The sequence below is a fragment of the Pseudomonas sp. Irchel s3b5 genome (assembly GCF_900187435.1).
Classification (GTDB): Bacteria; Pseudomonadota; Gammaproteobacteria; order Pseudomonadales; family Pseudomonadaceae; genus Aquipseudomonas.
Map to the genome: position 1 here is coordinate 13,369 of NZ_FYDY01000003.1, position 14,843 is coordinate 28,211.

At 58.9% G+C, this 14,843-nt stretch carries 14 protein-coding genes; 8 read left to right on the forward strand and 6 right to left on the reverse strand.

Annotated elements, in window-relative coordinates; genetic code table 11:
• Positions 1-45 precede the first annotated feature (45 nt).
• On the reverse strand, positions 46-1,050 hold the full coding sequence (locus CKW15_RS03975) for an asparaginase (protein WP_095151670.1): 1,005 nt from the start codon (positions 1,048-1,050) through the stop codon (positions 46-48).
• Positions 1,051-1,237: 187 nt separating this feature from the next.
• The gene (gene aspA / locus CKW15_RS03980; RefSeq protein WP_008045549.1) at positions 1,238-2,662 is read right to left on the reverse strand and encodes an aspartate ammonia-lyase; all 1,425 of its coding nucleotides are present in this window, start codon (positions 2,660-2,662) and stop codon (positions 1,238-1,240) included.
• Between the two features lie 180 nt (positions 2,663-2,842).
• Between aspA and CKW15_RS03985 the strand changes: the two genes are divergently transcribed.
• Positions 2,843-3,754, forward strand: a complete 912-nt coding sequence (locus CKW15_RS03985) for a LysR substrate-binding domain-containing protein (RefSeq protein WP_095057867.1) — start codon at positions 2,843-2,845, stop codon at positions 3,752-3,754.
• Between the two features lie 61 nt (positions 3,755-3,815).
• On the opposite strand, the gene CKW15_RS03990 is transcribed toward CKW15_RS03985, so the two are convergent.
• On the reverse strand, positions 3,816-4,373 hold the full coding sequence (locus CKW15_RS03990) for a reprolysin-like metallopeptidase (RefSeq protein ID WP_095151671.1): 558 nt from the start codon (positions 4,371-4,373) through the stop codon (positions 3,816-3,818).
• A gap of 85 nt (positions 4,374-4,458) precedes the next feature.
• A complete protein-coding gene (locus tag CKW15_RS03995; RefSeq protein ID WP_095151672.1) occupies positions 4,459-5,049 on the reverse strand; it encodes a reprolysin-like metallopeptidase in 591 nt (196 codons plus the stop codon).
• Positions 5,050-5,411: 362 nt separating this feature from the next.
• Here CKW15_RS03995 and purE point away from each other — a divergent pair, with 362 nt between their 5' ends.
• The 4 genes from purE (at position 5,412) to CKW15_RS04015 (ending at position 7,975) form a co-directional block, all read left to right on the forward strand.
• Positions 5,412-5,903: a 5-(carboxyamino)imidazole ribonucleotide mutase gene (gene purE / locus CKW15_RS04000; protein ID WP_034149342.1), complete on the forward strand. Its 492-nt coding sequence runs from the start codon at positions 5,412-5,414 to the stop codon at positions 5,901-5,903.
• Positions 5,904-5,914: 11 nt separating this feature from the next.
• Positions 5,915-6,997: a 5-(carboxyamino)imidazole ribonucleotide synthase gene (locus CKW15_RS04005; protein ID WP_095151673.1), complete on the forward strand. Its 1,083-nt coding sequence runs from the start codon at positions 5,915-5,917 to the stop codon at positions 6,995-6,997.
• A 113-nt stretch (positions 6,998-7,110) separates the two neighbouring features.
• Positions 7,111-7,356 carry a GlsB/YeaQ/YmgE family stress response membrane protein gene (locus CKW15_RS04010; protein ID WP_095057863.1) on the forward strand — a complete coding sequence of 82 codons (246 nt, stop codon included), beginning with the start codon at positions 7,111-7,113 and terminating at the stop codon, positions 7,354-7,356.
• An 82-nt stretch (positions 7,357-7,438) separates the two neighbouring features.
• Positions 7,439-7,975 (forward strand): DUF3299 domain-containing protein, encoded by a 537-nt coding sequence (locus CKW15_RS04015; RefSeq protein WP_095151786.1) that lies wholly within the window; start codon positions 7,439-7,441, stop codon positions 7,973-7,975.
• A gap of 75 nt (positions 7,976-8,050) precedes the next feature.
• Here the strand turns inward: CKW15_RS04015 and CKW15_RS04020 are convergent, their stop codons facing one another.
• Together CKW15_RS04020 and CKW15_RS04025 are read right to left on the reverse strand one after the other, a co-directional pair.
• Positions 8,051-8,950 (reverse strand): D-hexose-6-phosphate mutarotase, encoded by a 900-nt coding sequence (locus tag CKW15_RS04020; protein ID WP_095151674.1) that lies wholly within the window; start codon positions 8,948-8,950, stop codon positions 8,051-8,053.
• A 69-nt stretch (positions 8,951-9,019) separates the two neighbouring features.
• Positions 9,020-9,424, reverse strand: a complete 405-nt coding sequence (locus tag CKW15_RS04025; protein ID WP_053164119.1) for an acyl-CoA thioesterase — start codon at positions 9,422-9,424, stop codon at positions 9,020-9,022.
• Positions 9,425-9,796: 372 nt separating this feature from the next.
• Here CKW15_RS04025 and CKW15_RS04030 point away from each other — a divergent pair, with 372 nt between their 5' ends.
• The 3 genes from CKW15_RS04030 to CKW15_RS04040 all read left to right on the forward strand — a co-directional run bounded on the left by CKW15_RS04030 (position 9,797) and on the right by CKW15_RS04040 (position 14,831).
• On the forward strand, positions 9,797-11,095 hold the full coding sequence (locus tag CKW15_RS04030; RefSeq protein ID WP_095057860.1) for an MFS transporter: 1,299 nt from the start codon (positions 9,797-9,799) through the stop codon (positions 11,093-11,095).
• A 235-nt stretch (positions 11,096-11,330) separates the two neighbouring features.
• Positions 11,331-12,332, forward strand: coding sequence for a phosphate ABC transporter substrate-binding protein PstS family protein (locus CKW15_RS04035; RefSeq protein ID WP_095057859.1), 1,002 nt, complete (start codon positions 11,331-11,333; stop codon positions 12,330-12,332).
• Between the two features lie 465 nt (positions 12,333-12,797).
• A complete protein-coding gene (locus tag CKW15_RS04040) occupies positions 12,798-14,831 on the forward strand; it encodes an ABC transporter permease subunit (RefSeq protein ID WP_177450548.1) in 2,034 nt (677 codons plus the stop codon).
• Positions 14,832-14,843: the final 12 nt, after the last annotated feature.

Here is a 14,843-nt window from a genome sequence, read left to right on the forward strand (position 1 = left end):
TCATCGCGGGCAAGCCCGCTCCCCACAGGTTTACAGGGTGTCAGGTCAATTCAGTTCGCCGCACAGGTCCAGTTCGACAAGTCGCCGTACTTCCTCTGTATCAAGCCCCGCACCCAACAGTGCATGCAACTTGCCGAACGCTGCCTCGCGGGTCATGCCGCCACCCGACAACACGCCCACATCGCGCAAACGGCTGCCGGCCTCATACACATCCAGCTCGACGCCGCCTTCATGGCACTGCGTCACCGCGACCACCACGACACCCTTGTCCCGCGCACGCCCCAGGCTGGCGAGAAATTCGGGGTTGTCGCCCGGCCCGGTGCCGCTGCCGTAGCACTCCAGCACCAGACCCTGGATGCCGCTGTCGACCAGGCCATTGAGAATCCCGGCGCTGATGCCGGGAAACAGCGGCAGCACCGCAACGTTCGCCAGCTGTTTGGGTTGCTGGTAGTTCAGCTGTTGCGGCATCGAAGACACTTTCACGCCACCACCCTGGCGCTCCAGGCGCTTGAACGGATGACGACCGAAACTGCGGACCTTCGCGCAATGGGTCGGGTCAAGCAGCTCGCCGTGAAAGTACAAGTGAACGCCCGGCGCCAGGCCTTGGCCAAGGGCAACCAAAGCGCCGCCGAGATTTTCCCAGGCATCGCTGTCGGTCACGCCGGCCGGCAGCATGGCGCCGGTGAAACACACGCGAGCATGCAGGCCGAGCAACTGGAAGCTCATGGCGGCGGCGCTGTAGGCCAGAGTGTCGGTGCCATGCAGGATCAGCACGCTGTCGCAGCCTTGCACATCCACCGCATCGACCACTGCTTCACGCAATTGCTGCCAATACACCGGCGTCATGTTGGCGCTGTCGATCAGCGGCGACATCTCGCGAAAGCGCCACTGCGGTACAACCAGTTCAGGCTGACTGTGCAGGTAATCGCGCATCCGCGCTTCGAAACCGGACGCCGGGGCCAGGCCATGCGCGCTGGCTTGCATGCCGATGGTGCCGCCGGTGTAGAGCACCATGACGTGCTGGGCGGCAGGGTAGGTCGAGGCATTCATGGTGGATCTCCGAAAAAACTGAAACGGCTTGAGGCGGAGCATGACGCTGAGCGTCAGCCGTGTCACGTCGTACGGTACCGAAAAAAAAGCAAAAAAAAGGGCCTGGAGAATGATCTCCAGGCCCTCAAAAGGTGAGAGGTGTCTAGTCCCTCGACCTGGTGAGCGGTGCTACAAGTAACGCGTCGGTTCAGGCTTTGAGCGGAACCAGACGCGGAGCAATCATGTTTTCCGGGCGCAGGATGTCGGCGAGCATGGCTTCGTCGAGCAGACCTTCTTCGCGCACCAGTTCCAGCACGCCGCGGCCGCTTTCAAGGGCGAGGCCGGCGATACGGGTGGCGTTTTTGTAGCCGATGTACGGGTTCAGCGCGGTGACCAGGCCGATCGAGTGCTCGACCAGTTCACGGCAGCGGGCTTCGTTAGCGGTGATGCCGACGATGCAGTGCTCGCGCAGCATGTCCATGGCGCGTTGCAACAGGCGGATCGAGTCGAAGATCTTGAAAGCGATCAGCGGCTCCATCACGTTCAGTTGCAGTTGGCCGCCTTCGGCTGCCATGGTCAGGGCCAGGTCGTTACCGATGACCTGGAACGCTACCTGGTTCACGGCTTCCGGGATAACCGGGTTGACCTTGCCTGGCATGATCGAGCTGCCTGGCTGACGTGCCGGCAGGTTGATTTCGTTGATGCCGGTACGCGGGCCGCTGGACAGCAGGCGCAGGTCGTTGCAGATCTTCGACAGCTTGACCGCGGTGCGCTTGAGCATGCCGGAGAACAGTACGAAGGCGCCCATGTCGGACGTGGCTTCGATCAGGTCGGCCGCCGGAACCAGCGGTTGACCGCTGATCAGCGCCAGGCGCTGCACAGCCAGGGCCTGATAGCGCGGGTCGGCGTTGATGCCGGTGCCGATCGCGGTGCCGCCCAGGTTCACTTCAGTCAGCAGTTCCGGGGCCAGCGTCTTCAGACGGGCCAGGTCTTCGCCCATGGTGGTGGCGAAAGCGCGGAATTCCTGACCCAGGGTCATTGGCACGGCGTCTTGCAGCTGGGTACGACCCATCTTCAGGACGTGGTTGAATTCCTGGCCCTTGGCCGCGAACGCCTGAATCAGGCTGTCGAGGCTGGCCAGCAGCGCGTCGTGACCCAGTAACAGACCCAAGCGGATTGCCGTCGGGTAGGCGTCGTTGGTCGACTGCGCCATGTTCACGTCGTCGTTCGGGTGCAGGTATTGGTATTCGCCTTTCTGATGGCCCATTGCTTCGAGCGCAATGTTGGCGATCACTTCGTTGGCGTTCATGTTGGTGGAAGTACCGGCGCCACCTTGAATCATGTCGACCACGAACTCTTCGTGGAAATCACCGCGGATCAATCGTGCACAGGCTTCGCTGATGGCAGCGTGTTTGGCTTCGCTCAGATGACCCAGCTCGCGGTTAGCGTCGGCAGCGGCCTGTTTGACCATTGCCAGGCCCACAACCAGTTTCGGGTAATGCGAAATCGGAACGCCCGAGAGGCGGAAGTTGTTCACCGCTCGCAGGGTCTGGATGCCGTAATACGCTTGAGCCGGTACTTCGAGGGCGCCAAGCAGGTCGTTTTCTGTGCGGAAAGATGCAGCGGAGGACATGATAGAAATCATCTCGATATGAACCCGGTCTATGCCGGAACGCTGCGAATGCTAGGCTCGTGGAGATTTTTGGGCCAATGCTGTTAAACACTAGGCTATGCATATTCGGCATAATGCCCGTGTGACGCCGGATTGACGGCGAGCGTGTGACCTAAATTGGTGCGTGTCCGGGAGGACGTGATGAATCTGGAAAGCAAATGGCTGGAGGACTTTAGTGCTCTGGCTGCCACCCGCAGTTTCTCCCAGGCGGCTGAACGACGTTTCGTCACGCAGCCGGCGTTCAGTCGGCGCATCCGCAGCCTGGAGGCGGCGTTGGGGCTGCAGTTGGTCAATCGCTCGCGCACGCCGATCGAGCTGACGGCAGCGGGGCAATTGTTTCTGGTCACCGCTCGAACTGTGGTTGAACAACTCGGTGAAGTGCTGCGCCATCTCCATCACCTGGAAGGCGGGCAGGGCGAAGTGATGCAGGTCGCGGCCGCTCACTCGCTGGCGCTGGGTTTCTTTCCGCGCTGGATCGCGCAGCTGCGCAACGAAGGTTTGAACATCGCGACGCGTCTGGTAGCGACCAACGTCGGCGACGCCGTGCATGCCCTGCGCGAAGGCGGATGCGACCTGATGCTGGCGTTCTATGACCCGGACGCGGCGATGCAGATGGACCCGGAAATTTTCCCTTCGCTGCACCTGGGGCACACCGAAATGCTGCCGGTCTGCGCGGCGGATGCGGATGGCAAACCGCTGTTCGATCTGGAAGGCGAGGGCAGCGTGCCATTGCTGGCCTACAGCGCCGGTGCGTTTCTTGGCCGTTCGGTGAACATGTTGTTGCGACAACGGGCATTGCGCTTCACCACCATCTACGAAACTGCCATGGCCGATAGCCTGAAAAGCATGGCCCTGGAAGGTTTGGGCATCGCCTGGGTACCGCAACTTAGCGTGCGCGCCGAACTGGCGCGCGGTGAGCTGGTGGTTTGTGGTGGGCCGCAATGGCATGTGCCGCTGGAGATCCGTTTGTATCGCTGCGCACTGGTGCGCAAGGCGAATGTGCGGTTGCTCTGGCGCAAGCTTGAAGGGGGCGCGGCGAGCTCTGCTGTATGAGGGCGAAATCCTCCCGGCCACGCGAGTGGCCTGGATCCAGCGACGTTGTTGCAATCCTGTCTCAATCGTACTGACCGAGGTAGCGGCGAATATTGTCCTCATTGATTTGGCTGAAGCGGGCGCCGACATCGCCGGCGGTTGCATGCATGAGTGATTTGACGGGTCCGTGGTAAGTCGTGACGTCGCCGCTGTCCTCATGGCTCGCACCGAGCATGTGACCCAGTTCGTGGGCCGCAGTGAAATAGTCCGTGATCGATGCGACTGCGAAAGCGCCTGGACTGGCAGCCACCCCCAGGGTTGTTTCGTTAATGATGTCGCGCGTTAACAGCATGTATTTGTGAATGGCATTTTCGAAACTACCGTTAGTATTTTTTACATAAAGTACGACTTCGGCATTAAATTTTTTAAGAAGGTGCTGAAGATCCTCGGTTTTGTAATCGATGCTGCTGATGCCAGGCGCGTCTGAAGGTTTTATGAATTCGGTATTCATGTCGCGACCTGAAATTACGGTGATGTGGTCTTCCAGCCAGTCAAAGTAGTGACTGCAGAGCAGATTGAGGTTTTGGTCTTTCAGATCTTCATGCAAAAAAACGGTTAAGGTAATCGGAAGTAGCGGCATCAGTGATTCCTTTCTATGGAAGTGCTATATCGACAAGTCAGAATTTCAAGATGGGTTTTGGTGTCGATTATTGGCGGCACTTTGACTATGCAAATTTGTTGAGGTGTTCGCGAATATTTTCCCTGTTCTTGTCACTGTATCGATAGGCGTTTCCGCGCACGCTTGAGAACGAGTCCGACAACATGATCGAATCGTGCCACCAGCCGTCATAGATGACTTCGCTGTCTTCATGTGTTGCGCCAAGCATGTGTCCAATTTCATGTGCGGGAGCGTGGACGGATGTGATTGCTGCAATTGCACAGTGCCCTTTGATTTCGGCGTATCCGAGTGTCACTGCGATAAGTCCGCCTGCCGTTGCGTTGATGTTGTTTCGAGTCAATAAAAGGACTTTGGTCAGGTTCGACTCATGCTCGCCGGTTTGCGTCAGGCTTATATACCAGTCTTGTATCAAGTCTCTCCAGCCATCCAGCGATGCCGAAGCGTCTTCGTTCCTGAAGTTGTACTCTGCCAGTTTCGGTACTTCATCGTGATGAAGCATATAAAATCGGACATCCCGCCCGGAAATGGATTCGAGCTCTGGTTTTAGCCACGAAAAATAATCGGCATATAAAGCAGCTTTTTGATGGTTTTGAAGGTCTTTATGAATGACGATCATTATCGAGATGGGTTTTTTCATGTTTTGAACTTCCTGTTCAGTTACGTATCAATGTCATTGATAATTATCTTGGTCGAAGTCTTCTGGCAAGTTTCAAGTTGTTTTAAGTTATTTAAGGTGCTCGACATTTACTGATCCAGAAAATCAGGGAAGTTCACGATCGGCCGGCATTCGATTGACTGACTTTATAGTCAGGAAATACCTGTTTTTTGCCCGTATGACAGATGGTCACCACAGGGGCTGTTTATCTGCTTCTTTGAGGTATACTGCGCGGCCTTCGGCCGGTTACGACCGGCCATAATTCGTACAATCAAGCCACGCATAATGCGTGGCTTGTTGTTTTTTGATGCGCCTGCGGGCGCCCAGAGAGAAGAGGCACGACGATGAGTGCATTGGTTGGCGTGATCATGGGCTCCAAGTCCGATTGGTCCACCCTTAGCCACACCGCCGATATGCTGGAAAAGCTCGGCATCCCTTACGAGGTGAAAGTGGTTTCTGCCCACCGCACCCCGGACCTGCTGTTCCAGTACGCTGAAGAAGCCGAGGCGCGTGGCATCGAGGTGATCATTGCCGGTGCCGGTGGCGCGGCCCACTTGCCTGGCATGTGTGCGGCCAAGACCCACCTGCCGGTGCTCGGTGTGCCGGTGCAGTCGGCGATGCTCTCGGGCGTCGATTCGCTGCTTTCTATTGTGCAGATGCCTGCGGGCATTCCGGTCGCCACACTGGCCATCGGCAAGGCTGGTGCAATCAACGCAGCCTTGCTGTCGGCGAGCATCCTGGGCGCCAAGCACCCGCAGTTCCATGAAGTGCTGAAAACCTTCCGTGCTGAGCAGACAGACAGCGTCCTGGAAAATCCAGACCCACGCATCGCCTGAGGTTGTTGACGATGAAGATCGGTGTAATCGGTGGCGGCCAGTTGGGTCGCATGTTGGCGCTGGCGGGCACTCCGCTGGGCATGAACTTCGCTTTCCTCGACCCGGCGCCGGACGCTTGCGCGGCGGCGTTGGGCGAACACCTGCGTGCCGACTACGGCGATCAGGATCACTTGCGTCAACTGGCCGATGAAGTCGATCTGGTGACGTTCGAGTTCGAAAGCGTTCCAGCTGAAACCGTGGCGTTCCTGTCGCAGTTCGTGCCGGTTTATCCGAGCGCCGAGGCCCTGCGCATCGCCCGCGATCGCTGGTTCGAAAAGAGCATGTTCAAGGACCTGGGGATTCCAACCCCGGCGTTCGCCGACATCCAGTCCCAGGCTGACCTCGATGCCGCCGTGGCTTCCATCGGCCTGCCGGCCGTGCTCAAAACCCGCACCCTGGGTTACGACGGCAAGGGCCAGAAAGTCCTGCGCACGCCTGAAGACGTCGTCGGTACGTTTGCTGAGCTCGGTAGCGTGACGTGCCTGCTGGAAGGCTTCGTGCCGTTCACTGGCGAAGTCTCGCTGATCGCCGTGCGCGCTCGTGATGGCGAAACGAAGTTCTATCCGCTGGTGCACAACACCCACGACAGCGGCATTCTCAAGCTGTCCGTGGCCAGCACCGATCACCCGCTGCAAGCCCTGGCCGAAGACTACTCCAGCCGTGTGCTCAAGCAGCTGAATTATGTCGGCGTGATGGCGTTCGAGTTCTTTGAAGTCGACGGTGGCCTGAAAGCCAACGAAATCGCCCCGCGTGTGCACAATTCCGGGCACTGGACCACCGAAGGCGCCGAGTGCAGCCAGTTCGAAAACCACCTGCGGGCCGTGGCCGGTCTGCCGTTGGGTTCGACGGCCAAGGTTGGCGAAAGCGCCATGCTCAACTTCATCGGTAAAGTACCGGACACCGAGAAAGTCGTGGCCATCGCCGATTGCCATCTGCATCATTACGGCAAGGCGTTCAAGGTCGGCCGCAAGGTCGGTCACGCCAACCTGCGTTGTGCAGACCGCGAGACGCTGGCCGCGCAGATCCTCAAGGTCGAAGCGCTCATCGCCGAATAGTTTCATGTGGCAGCGGTGGAACCATTGAGGTTGCACCGTTCTCTGATGGCAGGATGCCAAAGTCTGACTAGGCTTTGGCTAGGACTCAGCCAATTCAATCAGAGGGAAATGCCATGGGAATTATCGGAACCATCTTTATCGGCTTGATTGTCGGCCTGCTCGCGCGGTTCCTGAAACCGGGCGATGACAACATGGGCTGGATCATGACCATCCTGCTCGGTATCGGCGGTTCGCTGGCAGCCACCTACGGCGGCCAGGCCCTGGGTATTTATCACGCAGGTGAAGGTGCCGGCTTCATCGGTGCACTGGTAGGCGCTGTTGTATTGCTGGTGATCTACGGCCTGGTCAAAAAGAACTGATTCAAGTGACAAACCCTCTCGGCCGCGCAAGCCGGGAGGGCTAGAATGCTCGGCGATTTCCTTATCCTTGCCGAGCACCTTCATGCGCCGTCTTCTGCTGACTCTTCTATTCCTGGGTTCGGGCCTTGCCCATGCTGGCGAGCTGCCGGAAACCGACTGGCTCGAACTGATGCCCAAGTCGGACCAGAAAGCCCTCGAGGCCATGCCCGAAATCGACCACGACTCACCCGAAGCCACTGGCACCTTTACCGAAAAGGGTGGGATGAAGCAGGCCAAAGGTTTGCCGGCGGTGATGTATTCGACCAAAACCGTTGCGTCGATGAACGACAAGAACATCCGCATCGGCGGTTATCCGGTGCCGCTGGAAACCGACGCCAAGGGGCACAGCACGCTGTTCTTCCTCGTGCCGTATCCGGGCGCCTGCATCCATGTGCCGCCTCCGCCGCCTAACCAGTTGGTGCTGGTGCGGTATCCGAAAGGCTTGAAGCTGAACGATATCTACACGCCGCTGTGGGTGACCGGTACGTTGAAGGTCGAGAAGGTCAGCAATGATCTGGCTGATGCGGCGTATGCGCTGGATGCGGCGAAGGTCAGAGTCGTGGAAGAGTCGGATTTGTAAAAGTACTGTAGGAGCCGGCTTGCTGGCGATAGCGATCTTGAGGGCGCCATCGCCGGCAAGCCGGTTCCTACAGGTTTACAGCGGTTTGCTGCCGATACTCACGCCAAGGGTATGACTGGCACCCGGTGCCAGATTCACCACATCACCCATCACGTTCGCCGTCTCGATGCACAGCATGCGTTGCCAGCCATCGTCAGCCATGTCGCTGAACGCGGCGGCGCGAGCGATCCATGGATTCCAGATCACCGCCGAACGCGAGCCGCTGCTGGTGAGTTCGATGAGTCGTTCCCATTGCGGATCAACGATGCTCAATTGCGCCGGCGTGTCGAGGTAGATGCGGTCGGTTTCGCCGGCAAAATGCAGGTCACCGCGCTGGGTGACAGTTTTCCAGTCGTCCAGGGTCTCGATGTAGTTCAAACCATCGAGGCCTTCGACATGCACCTGGCGCACATCACTGACGGCGAAATAACTGTGCAGCGCCTGGCTGATGCTGACGGTTTCAGCGCCCTGGTTATGGCTGGTCAGGCTGATATGCAGTTGCTCATCCAGACGAATGCTCAGCTTCAAGTCCACCTGGTGCGGCCAGCCTGGCAGGCCACCTTCGGGGTAGGGCAGAAGGAACTCGATCTTCAGGCTTTCGCCTTCGGCTTCGATGCCGCCCAACTCCCAGTCCATCGCTCGCACCAACCCGTGAGCCGGCGGCGCTTCAGCGCTGACGCGCATCGCCTGGACACTTTGCGGATTGCGCGTCAGGTTGCCAAACCACGGCCAGCAAACTGGCACGCCGGCGCGGATGCTCTTGCCGGTCTTGAACACGGCCTCGTCATTGAGCCAGATCAGCGGCGGCTCGCCCGCCAGTTGATAACTGAGGATGTGCGCGCCTTGCTGGGCCACCAGTAATTCGGCCTGACCGTGGCGGATACGCCAGCAGTTCAGTTCATCCAGTTTTACCGCTTCAACGTTGGGCGTGTTCATGGGACAGCTCTCGATCAGGAACAATGACGACTACAGACCGCAAAACAAACGCCAGGTTTAGAATCGCCTTCAGCGAGCCCTTGCTGGAACCGAGCGGGTGCGGCCGCTGCCATCGATGGCGACGAACACAAACACCGCCTCGGTCACTTTACGCCACTCGCTGGACAACGGATCGTCGCTCCAGACTTCAACCATCATCTTGATCGAGCTGCGGCCGATTTCCAGCGCCTGGGTATAAAAGGAGAGCTGAGCACCCACCGCCACCGGCACCAGGAACGCCATACGGTCGATCGCCACGGTGGCGACGCGCCCGCCAGCAACCTTGCTGGCCATCGCCGTGCCTGCCAAATCCATCTGCGCCACCAGCCAGCCGCCGAAAATATCGCCGAAGCCATTGGTTTCGCGAGGAAGCGCGGTGATTTGCAGGGCCAGGTCGCCTTGCGGGATTGGATCTTCTTGTTCGAGCTCTATCATGCCGGGGGTGCCTCTGACCCGTGACTCTTCGTTGGTACTGCTGGTGGTAGCCGTCTTCGGGAAAAACGATTCAGCACCGAACATACTACGTTCGTCACGTTTTCCTAAGGCGTCTAAAGGGAAACTCTGCGAAATCGGCTGGCACCGGTGAATGAGGCCAACGACGTCTTCGCACAGCAACCCCTCGAAAACCGGAGCAGGCTGCGAGTATATCGGTCGGTAGACTCCGAGACGACCGTCCGGTTCTCATTTTGACCGTCAAAAACGCACCTCTATGTGCTTTTTCGAACAATTTGCTATCGTGCCCGACCTGCCCAAGCCTCTACCAGCGTTGTTGAGGTTGCAAATCCGACTATAAGAGAAGCCCTTGCCATGACCCCAGCGCCCTCGAGCATCGCGCAACCCGAGCAACCCGCACGTCCATTGACCGGCAACGACTACAAGACGCTGTCGCTGTCCGCTCTGGGCGGTGCGCTTGAGTTCTACGACTTCATCATCTTCGTGTTTTTTGCCACGGTGGTGGGCAAGCTGTTCTTCCCGCCGGACATGCCCGAGTGGATGCGCCTGATGCAGACGTTCGGCATCTTCGCGGCCGGTTACCTGGCGCGGCCGCTGGGCGGCATTGTGATGGCGCACTTTGGCGACCTGCTGGGTCGCAAGAAGATGTTCACCTTGAGCATTTTCATGATGGCGGTGCCGACCCTGATCATGGGCCTGTTGCCGACCTATGCGCAGATTGGCCTGTGGGCACCGATCCTGTTGCTGTTGATGCGGGTGATTCAGGGCGCGGCGATTGGTGGTGAAGTGCCGGGGGCGTGGGTCTTTGTTTCCGAACACGTGCCGCAGCGTCACATCGGTTACGCCTGCGGCACCCTGACCAGCGGCCTGACGGCGGGGATCTTGCTGGGTTCTCTGGTCGCTACCGCAATCAACAGCATTTATACCCCGGTGGAAGTGGCGGATTACGCCTGGCGGATCCCGTTCCTGCTGGGCGGCGTGTTCGGCCTGTTCTCGGTGTACCTGCGTCGCTGGCTGCACGAAACCCCGGTGTTCGCCGAGTTGCAACTGCGCAAGGCCCTGGCCGAAGAAGTGCCGCTGCGTGCGGTGCTGCGTGACCATCGTGGCGCCATCGCGATTTCGATGCTGCTGACCTGGTTGTTGTCTGCCGCTATCGTGGTGTTGATCCTGATGACCCCGACCGTTCTGCAAACGGTCTATCACTTCTCGCCCACCACGTCCCTGCAGGCGAACAGCGTGGCGATCGTATTCCTGAGTTTTGGCTGCATCGTTGCCGGCGCATTGGCCGATCGCTTCGGTGCGGGACGCGTCTTCGTCTTTGGCTGTGCGGCGTTGCTGGCCAGTTCCTGGACCTTCTATCACAGCCTGGCCGACCATCCCGACTGGCTGTTCCCGATGTACGCCCTGACCGGTCTGCTGGTCGGCACCATCGGCGCGGTGCCGTACGTGATGGTCAAAGCGTTTCCGCCGGTGGTGCGCTTCAGCGGTCTGTCGTTCTCCTACAACGTGGCCTACGCGATTTTCGGCGGCCTGACGCCGATGGTTGTCAGTTTGCTGCTCAAGGAGAGTGCAATGGGGCCCGCTTATTATGTGGCGGTGCTGTGCGGGGTCGGGATTGTGGTGGGTGCGTATCTCTGGAAGAAGGGTCGCTGATTTCGACTTTTTCATTGTCTGTACCGGCCCAATCGCCAGCAGGCTGGCTCCCACATTTGGCATGCATTTCAACTGTGGGAGCCAGCCTGCTGGCGATTGAGGGCGGCGCGAATCATCCTGCAAATAACCGAATGCTGGCCTTTCATCCAATTGTCATATTTCAGCCATAGAGTGTTCACACGGCCTGCTGATACTTGGCCCCGACTTAACACACCCTATCTGCTAGGAGTAAGGCATGAAACTGAAGCGTTTGATGGCGGCAATGACTTTTGTCGCTGCTGGCGTTGCGACTGCCAACGCGGTTGCCGCTGTTGACCCTGCTATCCCGAGCTACACCAAGACCACTGGTGTGTCGGGCAACCTGTCCAGCGTTGGTTCCGATACTCTGGCCAACCTCATGACCCTCTGGGCTGAGAACTACAAAAAAGAATACCCGAACGTAAACATCCAGATTCAGGCCGCTGGCTCCGCCACTGCGCCACCTGCGCTGACTGAAGGCACCTCCAACCTGGGCCCGATGAGCCGCAAGATGAAGGACACCGAACTGGCTGCCTTCGAGCAGAAGTACGGCTACAAGCCAACCGCTATCCCGGTTGCCGTGGACGCCCTGGCTGTTTTCGTTCACAAGGACAACCCGATCCAGCACCTGACCATGGAACAAGTCGACGCGGTCTTCTCGTCCACTCGTCTGTGCGGCGCTAAAGCCGACGTGAAAACCTGGGGTGACCTGGGCGTGACCGGCGACCTGGCCAACAAGCCGGTTCAACTGTTCGGTCGTAACTCGGTATCCGGCACTTACGGCTACTTCAAAGAAGAAGCCCTGTGCAAAGGCGACTACAAGCCAAACGTGAACGAACAACCAGGTTCGGCTTCGGTCGTGCAGTCGATCAGCTCCTCGCTGAACGGCATCGGTTACTCGGGCATCGGCTACAAGACCGCTAGCGTGAAGACCGTGCCTCTGGCCAAGAAAGGCAGCCAGGACTTCGTCGAAGACACCGAAGAAAACGCCCTGAACGGCAAGTATCCTCTGTCGCGCTTCCTGTACGTCTACGTCAACAAAGCCCCGAACAAGCCTCTGGCCCCGCTGGAAGCCGAGTTCGTGAAACTGATTCTGTCCAAGCAGGGTCAGGAAGTTGTGGTGAAAGACGGCTACATCCCACTGCCGGCCAAGGTTGCTGCAAAAGCACTGGCTGACCTGGGTCTGAAAGAAGGCGGCCCTGAAGTCGCAAAAAAGTAAAACCCTGAGTCCGGGTTTACCTCGGACTCTGTAGGAGCCGGCTTGCTGGCGATGGTCATCCATCCGCAGAAAATGTGTCGGATGTACCATTTTCGCCAGCAAGCCGGCTCCTACACCCCCAAATTTCTCTATCCGCTGCTGGCTACCCCCAGCGGCGGATTTGTCGCGTCACTGCACTGTCATCTTTCTGTCATACAGGATCGCTAGGGTGTGCGAATGAATGATCTGGCTAATTCCAACATGACTACTAATCCCCCCAAGCGAATTGATTTCAATACGCCTGAGTTGCAACGCAAGCGCCGCATCCGCGCGCTCAAAGATCGGCTGACTCGCTGGTACGTCCTCGTGGGCGGCCTCGCTGTTCTCGGCGCGATCACCCTGATTTTCTTCTTCCTTGCCTACGTCGTTGCGCCCCTGTTCCAGGGTGCCAGCCTGACGTCCAAGGACGCCATCACGCCAGCCTGGATGCAAGACGCCGGCAAGCCGTTGATGTTCTCCCTGGAAGAGCAGAACCAGGTGGCCATGCGGGTTTCCGACAAGGGCCAGGCATTGTTCTTCGATATCGACAGTGGCGCCGAACTCAAGCGCGTCGATCTGCCTGTTCCGGCCGGTACCACCGTAACCTCCATCGGTAAAGACCAGCCAGGGCAACCGTTGGTAGCCGTGGGCTTGTCCAACGGTCAGGCACTGGTGTTCCGCCACACTTACAAAGTCAGCTACCCGGACGGCAAGAAAACCATCTCGCCGGCCATCGAGTATCCGTATGGCGAAGCGCCAATCGCGCTGAACGAAGCCGGCGGTGCCCTTGAGAACGTCAGCCTCAACGCCAACGATTCGACCCTGATGCTGGTCGGCTCCACCGGTTCGCAACTCAATGTTCTGTCGCTGACCAGCGAAGAAAACATGATGACCGGCGAAGTCACCAACGAGCAGAAGCGCATCGACCTGCCGCAAATGACCGAGCCGGTGAAGAACATCTTCGTCGACCCGCGTCAGCAGTGGCTGTACGTGATTAACGGGCGTGCCCAGGCCGACGTGTTCAGCCTGCGCGACAAGAGCCTCAACGGGCGCTACAAATTGCTGGAAAACGCCGACGCTGAAATCACCGCCAGCACTCAACTGGTGGGCGGTATCTCGCTGATCCTTGGCGATTCCAGCGGCGGTCTGGCCCAGTGGTTCATGGCGCGTGACCCCGATGGCGAACAACGTCTGAAGCAGATCCGTACCTTCCAGATGGGCACCACGCCTATCGTTGAAATTACCGCCGAAGAGCGCCGCAAGGGTTTCATTGCACTCGATGCCTCCGGCAAGCTCGGCGTGTTCCACAGCACCGCCCACCGCACTTTGCTGGTGGAGCCGGTTGTTGAAGGCAAGGGTGTTTTCGGTCTGTCGCCTCGCGCCAACCGCCTGATCGTGGAAGCCGGTGGCAAGCTGCAACCGCTGCTGCTCGACAACCCGCACCCGGAAGTCTCGTGGAGCGCGTTGTGGAGCAAAGTCTGGTACGAGAACTACGACGAGCCTAAGTACGTCTGGCAATCGACCGCCGCCAACACCGACTTCGAACCGAAACTGAGCCTGTCGCCGCTGACCTTCGGTACCTTGAAAGCGGCGTTCTACGCGATGCTGCTGGCCGCTCCGCTGGCCGTTGCCGCGGCGATCTACACCGCGTACTTCATGGCCCCGGGCATGCGCCGCAAGGTCAAGCCGGTGATCGAGCTGATGGAAGCGATGCCGACGGTGATTCTCGGCTTCTTCGCCGGCCTGTTCCTCGCACCGTATGTGGAAGGACATTTGCCCGGCATCTTCAGCCTGCTGATGCTGCTGCCGATCGGTATTCTGGTTGCCGGCTTCGCCTTCAGCCGCCTGCCTGAGTCGATTCGCCTGAAAGTCCCTGATGGCTGGGAAAGCGCCTTGCTGATCCCGGTGATCCTGTTCGTGGGCTGGCTCTCGCTGTACATGAGCCCGTTCATGGAGAACTGGTTCTTCGGCGGCGACATGCGCATGTGGATTTCCCACGACCTGGGCATCACCTACGACCAGCGCAACGCACTGGTGGTCGGTCTGGCCATGGGCTTCGCGGTTATCCCGAACATCTACTCCATCGCCGAAGACGCCGTGTTCAGCGTGCCACGTGGCCTGACCCTGGGCTCTCTGGCCCTCGGTGCGACGCCGTGGCAGACGATGACCCGCGTGGTGATCCTCACCGCCAGCCCGGGCATCTTCTCGGCACTGATGATCGGCATGGGCCGTGCGGTCGGTGAAACCATGATCGTGTTGATGGCCACCGGTAACACCCCGGTCATGGAAATGAACCTGTTCGAAGGCCTGCGCACCCTGGCCGCCAACGTTGCGGTGGAAATGCCCGAATCGGAAGTCGGCGGCAGCCACTACCGCGTGCTGTTCCTCTCGGCGCTGGTGCTGCTGTTGTTCACCTTCATCATGAACACCCTCGCAGAACTGATTCGTCAGCGTCTGCGCAAGAAATACTCGTCGCTTTAAGCAAAGGTAGAA

Coding starts and splice junctions, on each gene's coding strand:
- CKW15_RS03975 (WP_095151670.1), bottom strand. CDS start 1,050: ATGAATGCCTCGACCTACCCTGCCGCCCAGCACGTCATGGTGCTCTAC.
- aspA (WP_008045549.1), bottom strand. CDS start 2,662: ATGTCCTCCGCTGCATCTTTCCGCACAGAAAACGACCTGCTTGGCGCC.
- CKW15_RS03985 (WP_095057867.1), top strand. CDS start 2,843: ATGAATCTGGAAAGCAAATGGCTGGAGGACTTTAGTGCTCTGGCTGCC.
- CKW15_RS03990 (WP_095151671.1), bottom strand. CDS start 4,373: ATGCCGCTACTTCCGATTACCTTAACCGTTTTTTTGCATGAAGATCTG.
- CKW15_RS03995 (WP_095151672.1), bottom strand. CDS start 5,049: ATGAAAAAACCCATCTCGATAATGATCGTCATTCATAAAGACCTTCAA.
- purE (WP_034149342.1), top strand. CDS start 5,412: ATGAGTGCATTGGTTGGCGTGATCATGGGCTCCAAGTCCGATTGGTCC.
- CKW15_RS04005 (WP_095151673.1), top strand. CDS start 5,915: ATGAAGATCGGTGTAATCGGTGGCGGCCAGTTGGGTCGCATGTTGGCG.
- CKW15_RS04010 (WP_095057863.1), top strand. CDS start 7,111: ATGGGAATTATCGGAACCATCTTTATCGGCTTGATTGTCGGCCTGCTC.
- CKW15_RS04015 (WP_095151786.1), top strand. CDS start 7,439: ATGCGCCGTCTTCTGCTGACTCTTCTATTCCTGGGTTCGGGCCTTGCC.
- CKW15_RS04020 (WP_095151674.1), bottom strand. CDS start 8,950: ATGAACACGCCCAACGTTGAAGCGGTAAAACTGGATGAACTGAACTGC.
- CKW15_RS04025 (WP_053164119.1), bottom strand. CDS start 9,424: ATGATAGAGCTCGAACAAGAAGATCCAATCCCGCAAGGCGACCTGGCC.
- CKW15_RS04030 (WP_095057860.1), top strand. CDS start 9,797: ATGACCCCAGCGCCCTCGAGCATCGCGCAACCCGAGCAACCCGCACGT.
- CKW15_RS04035 (WP_095057859.1), top strand. CDS start 11,331: ATGAAACTGAAGCGTTTGATGGCGGCAATGACTTTTGTCGCTGCTGGC.
- CKW15_RS04040 (WP_177450548.1), top strand. CDS start 12,798: ATGCAAGACGCCGGCAAGCCGTTGATGTTCTCCCTGGAAGAGCAGAAC.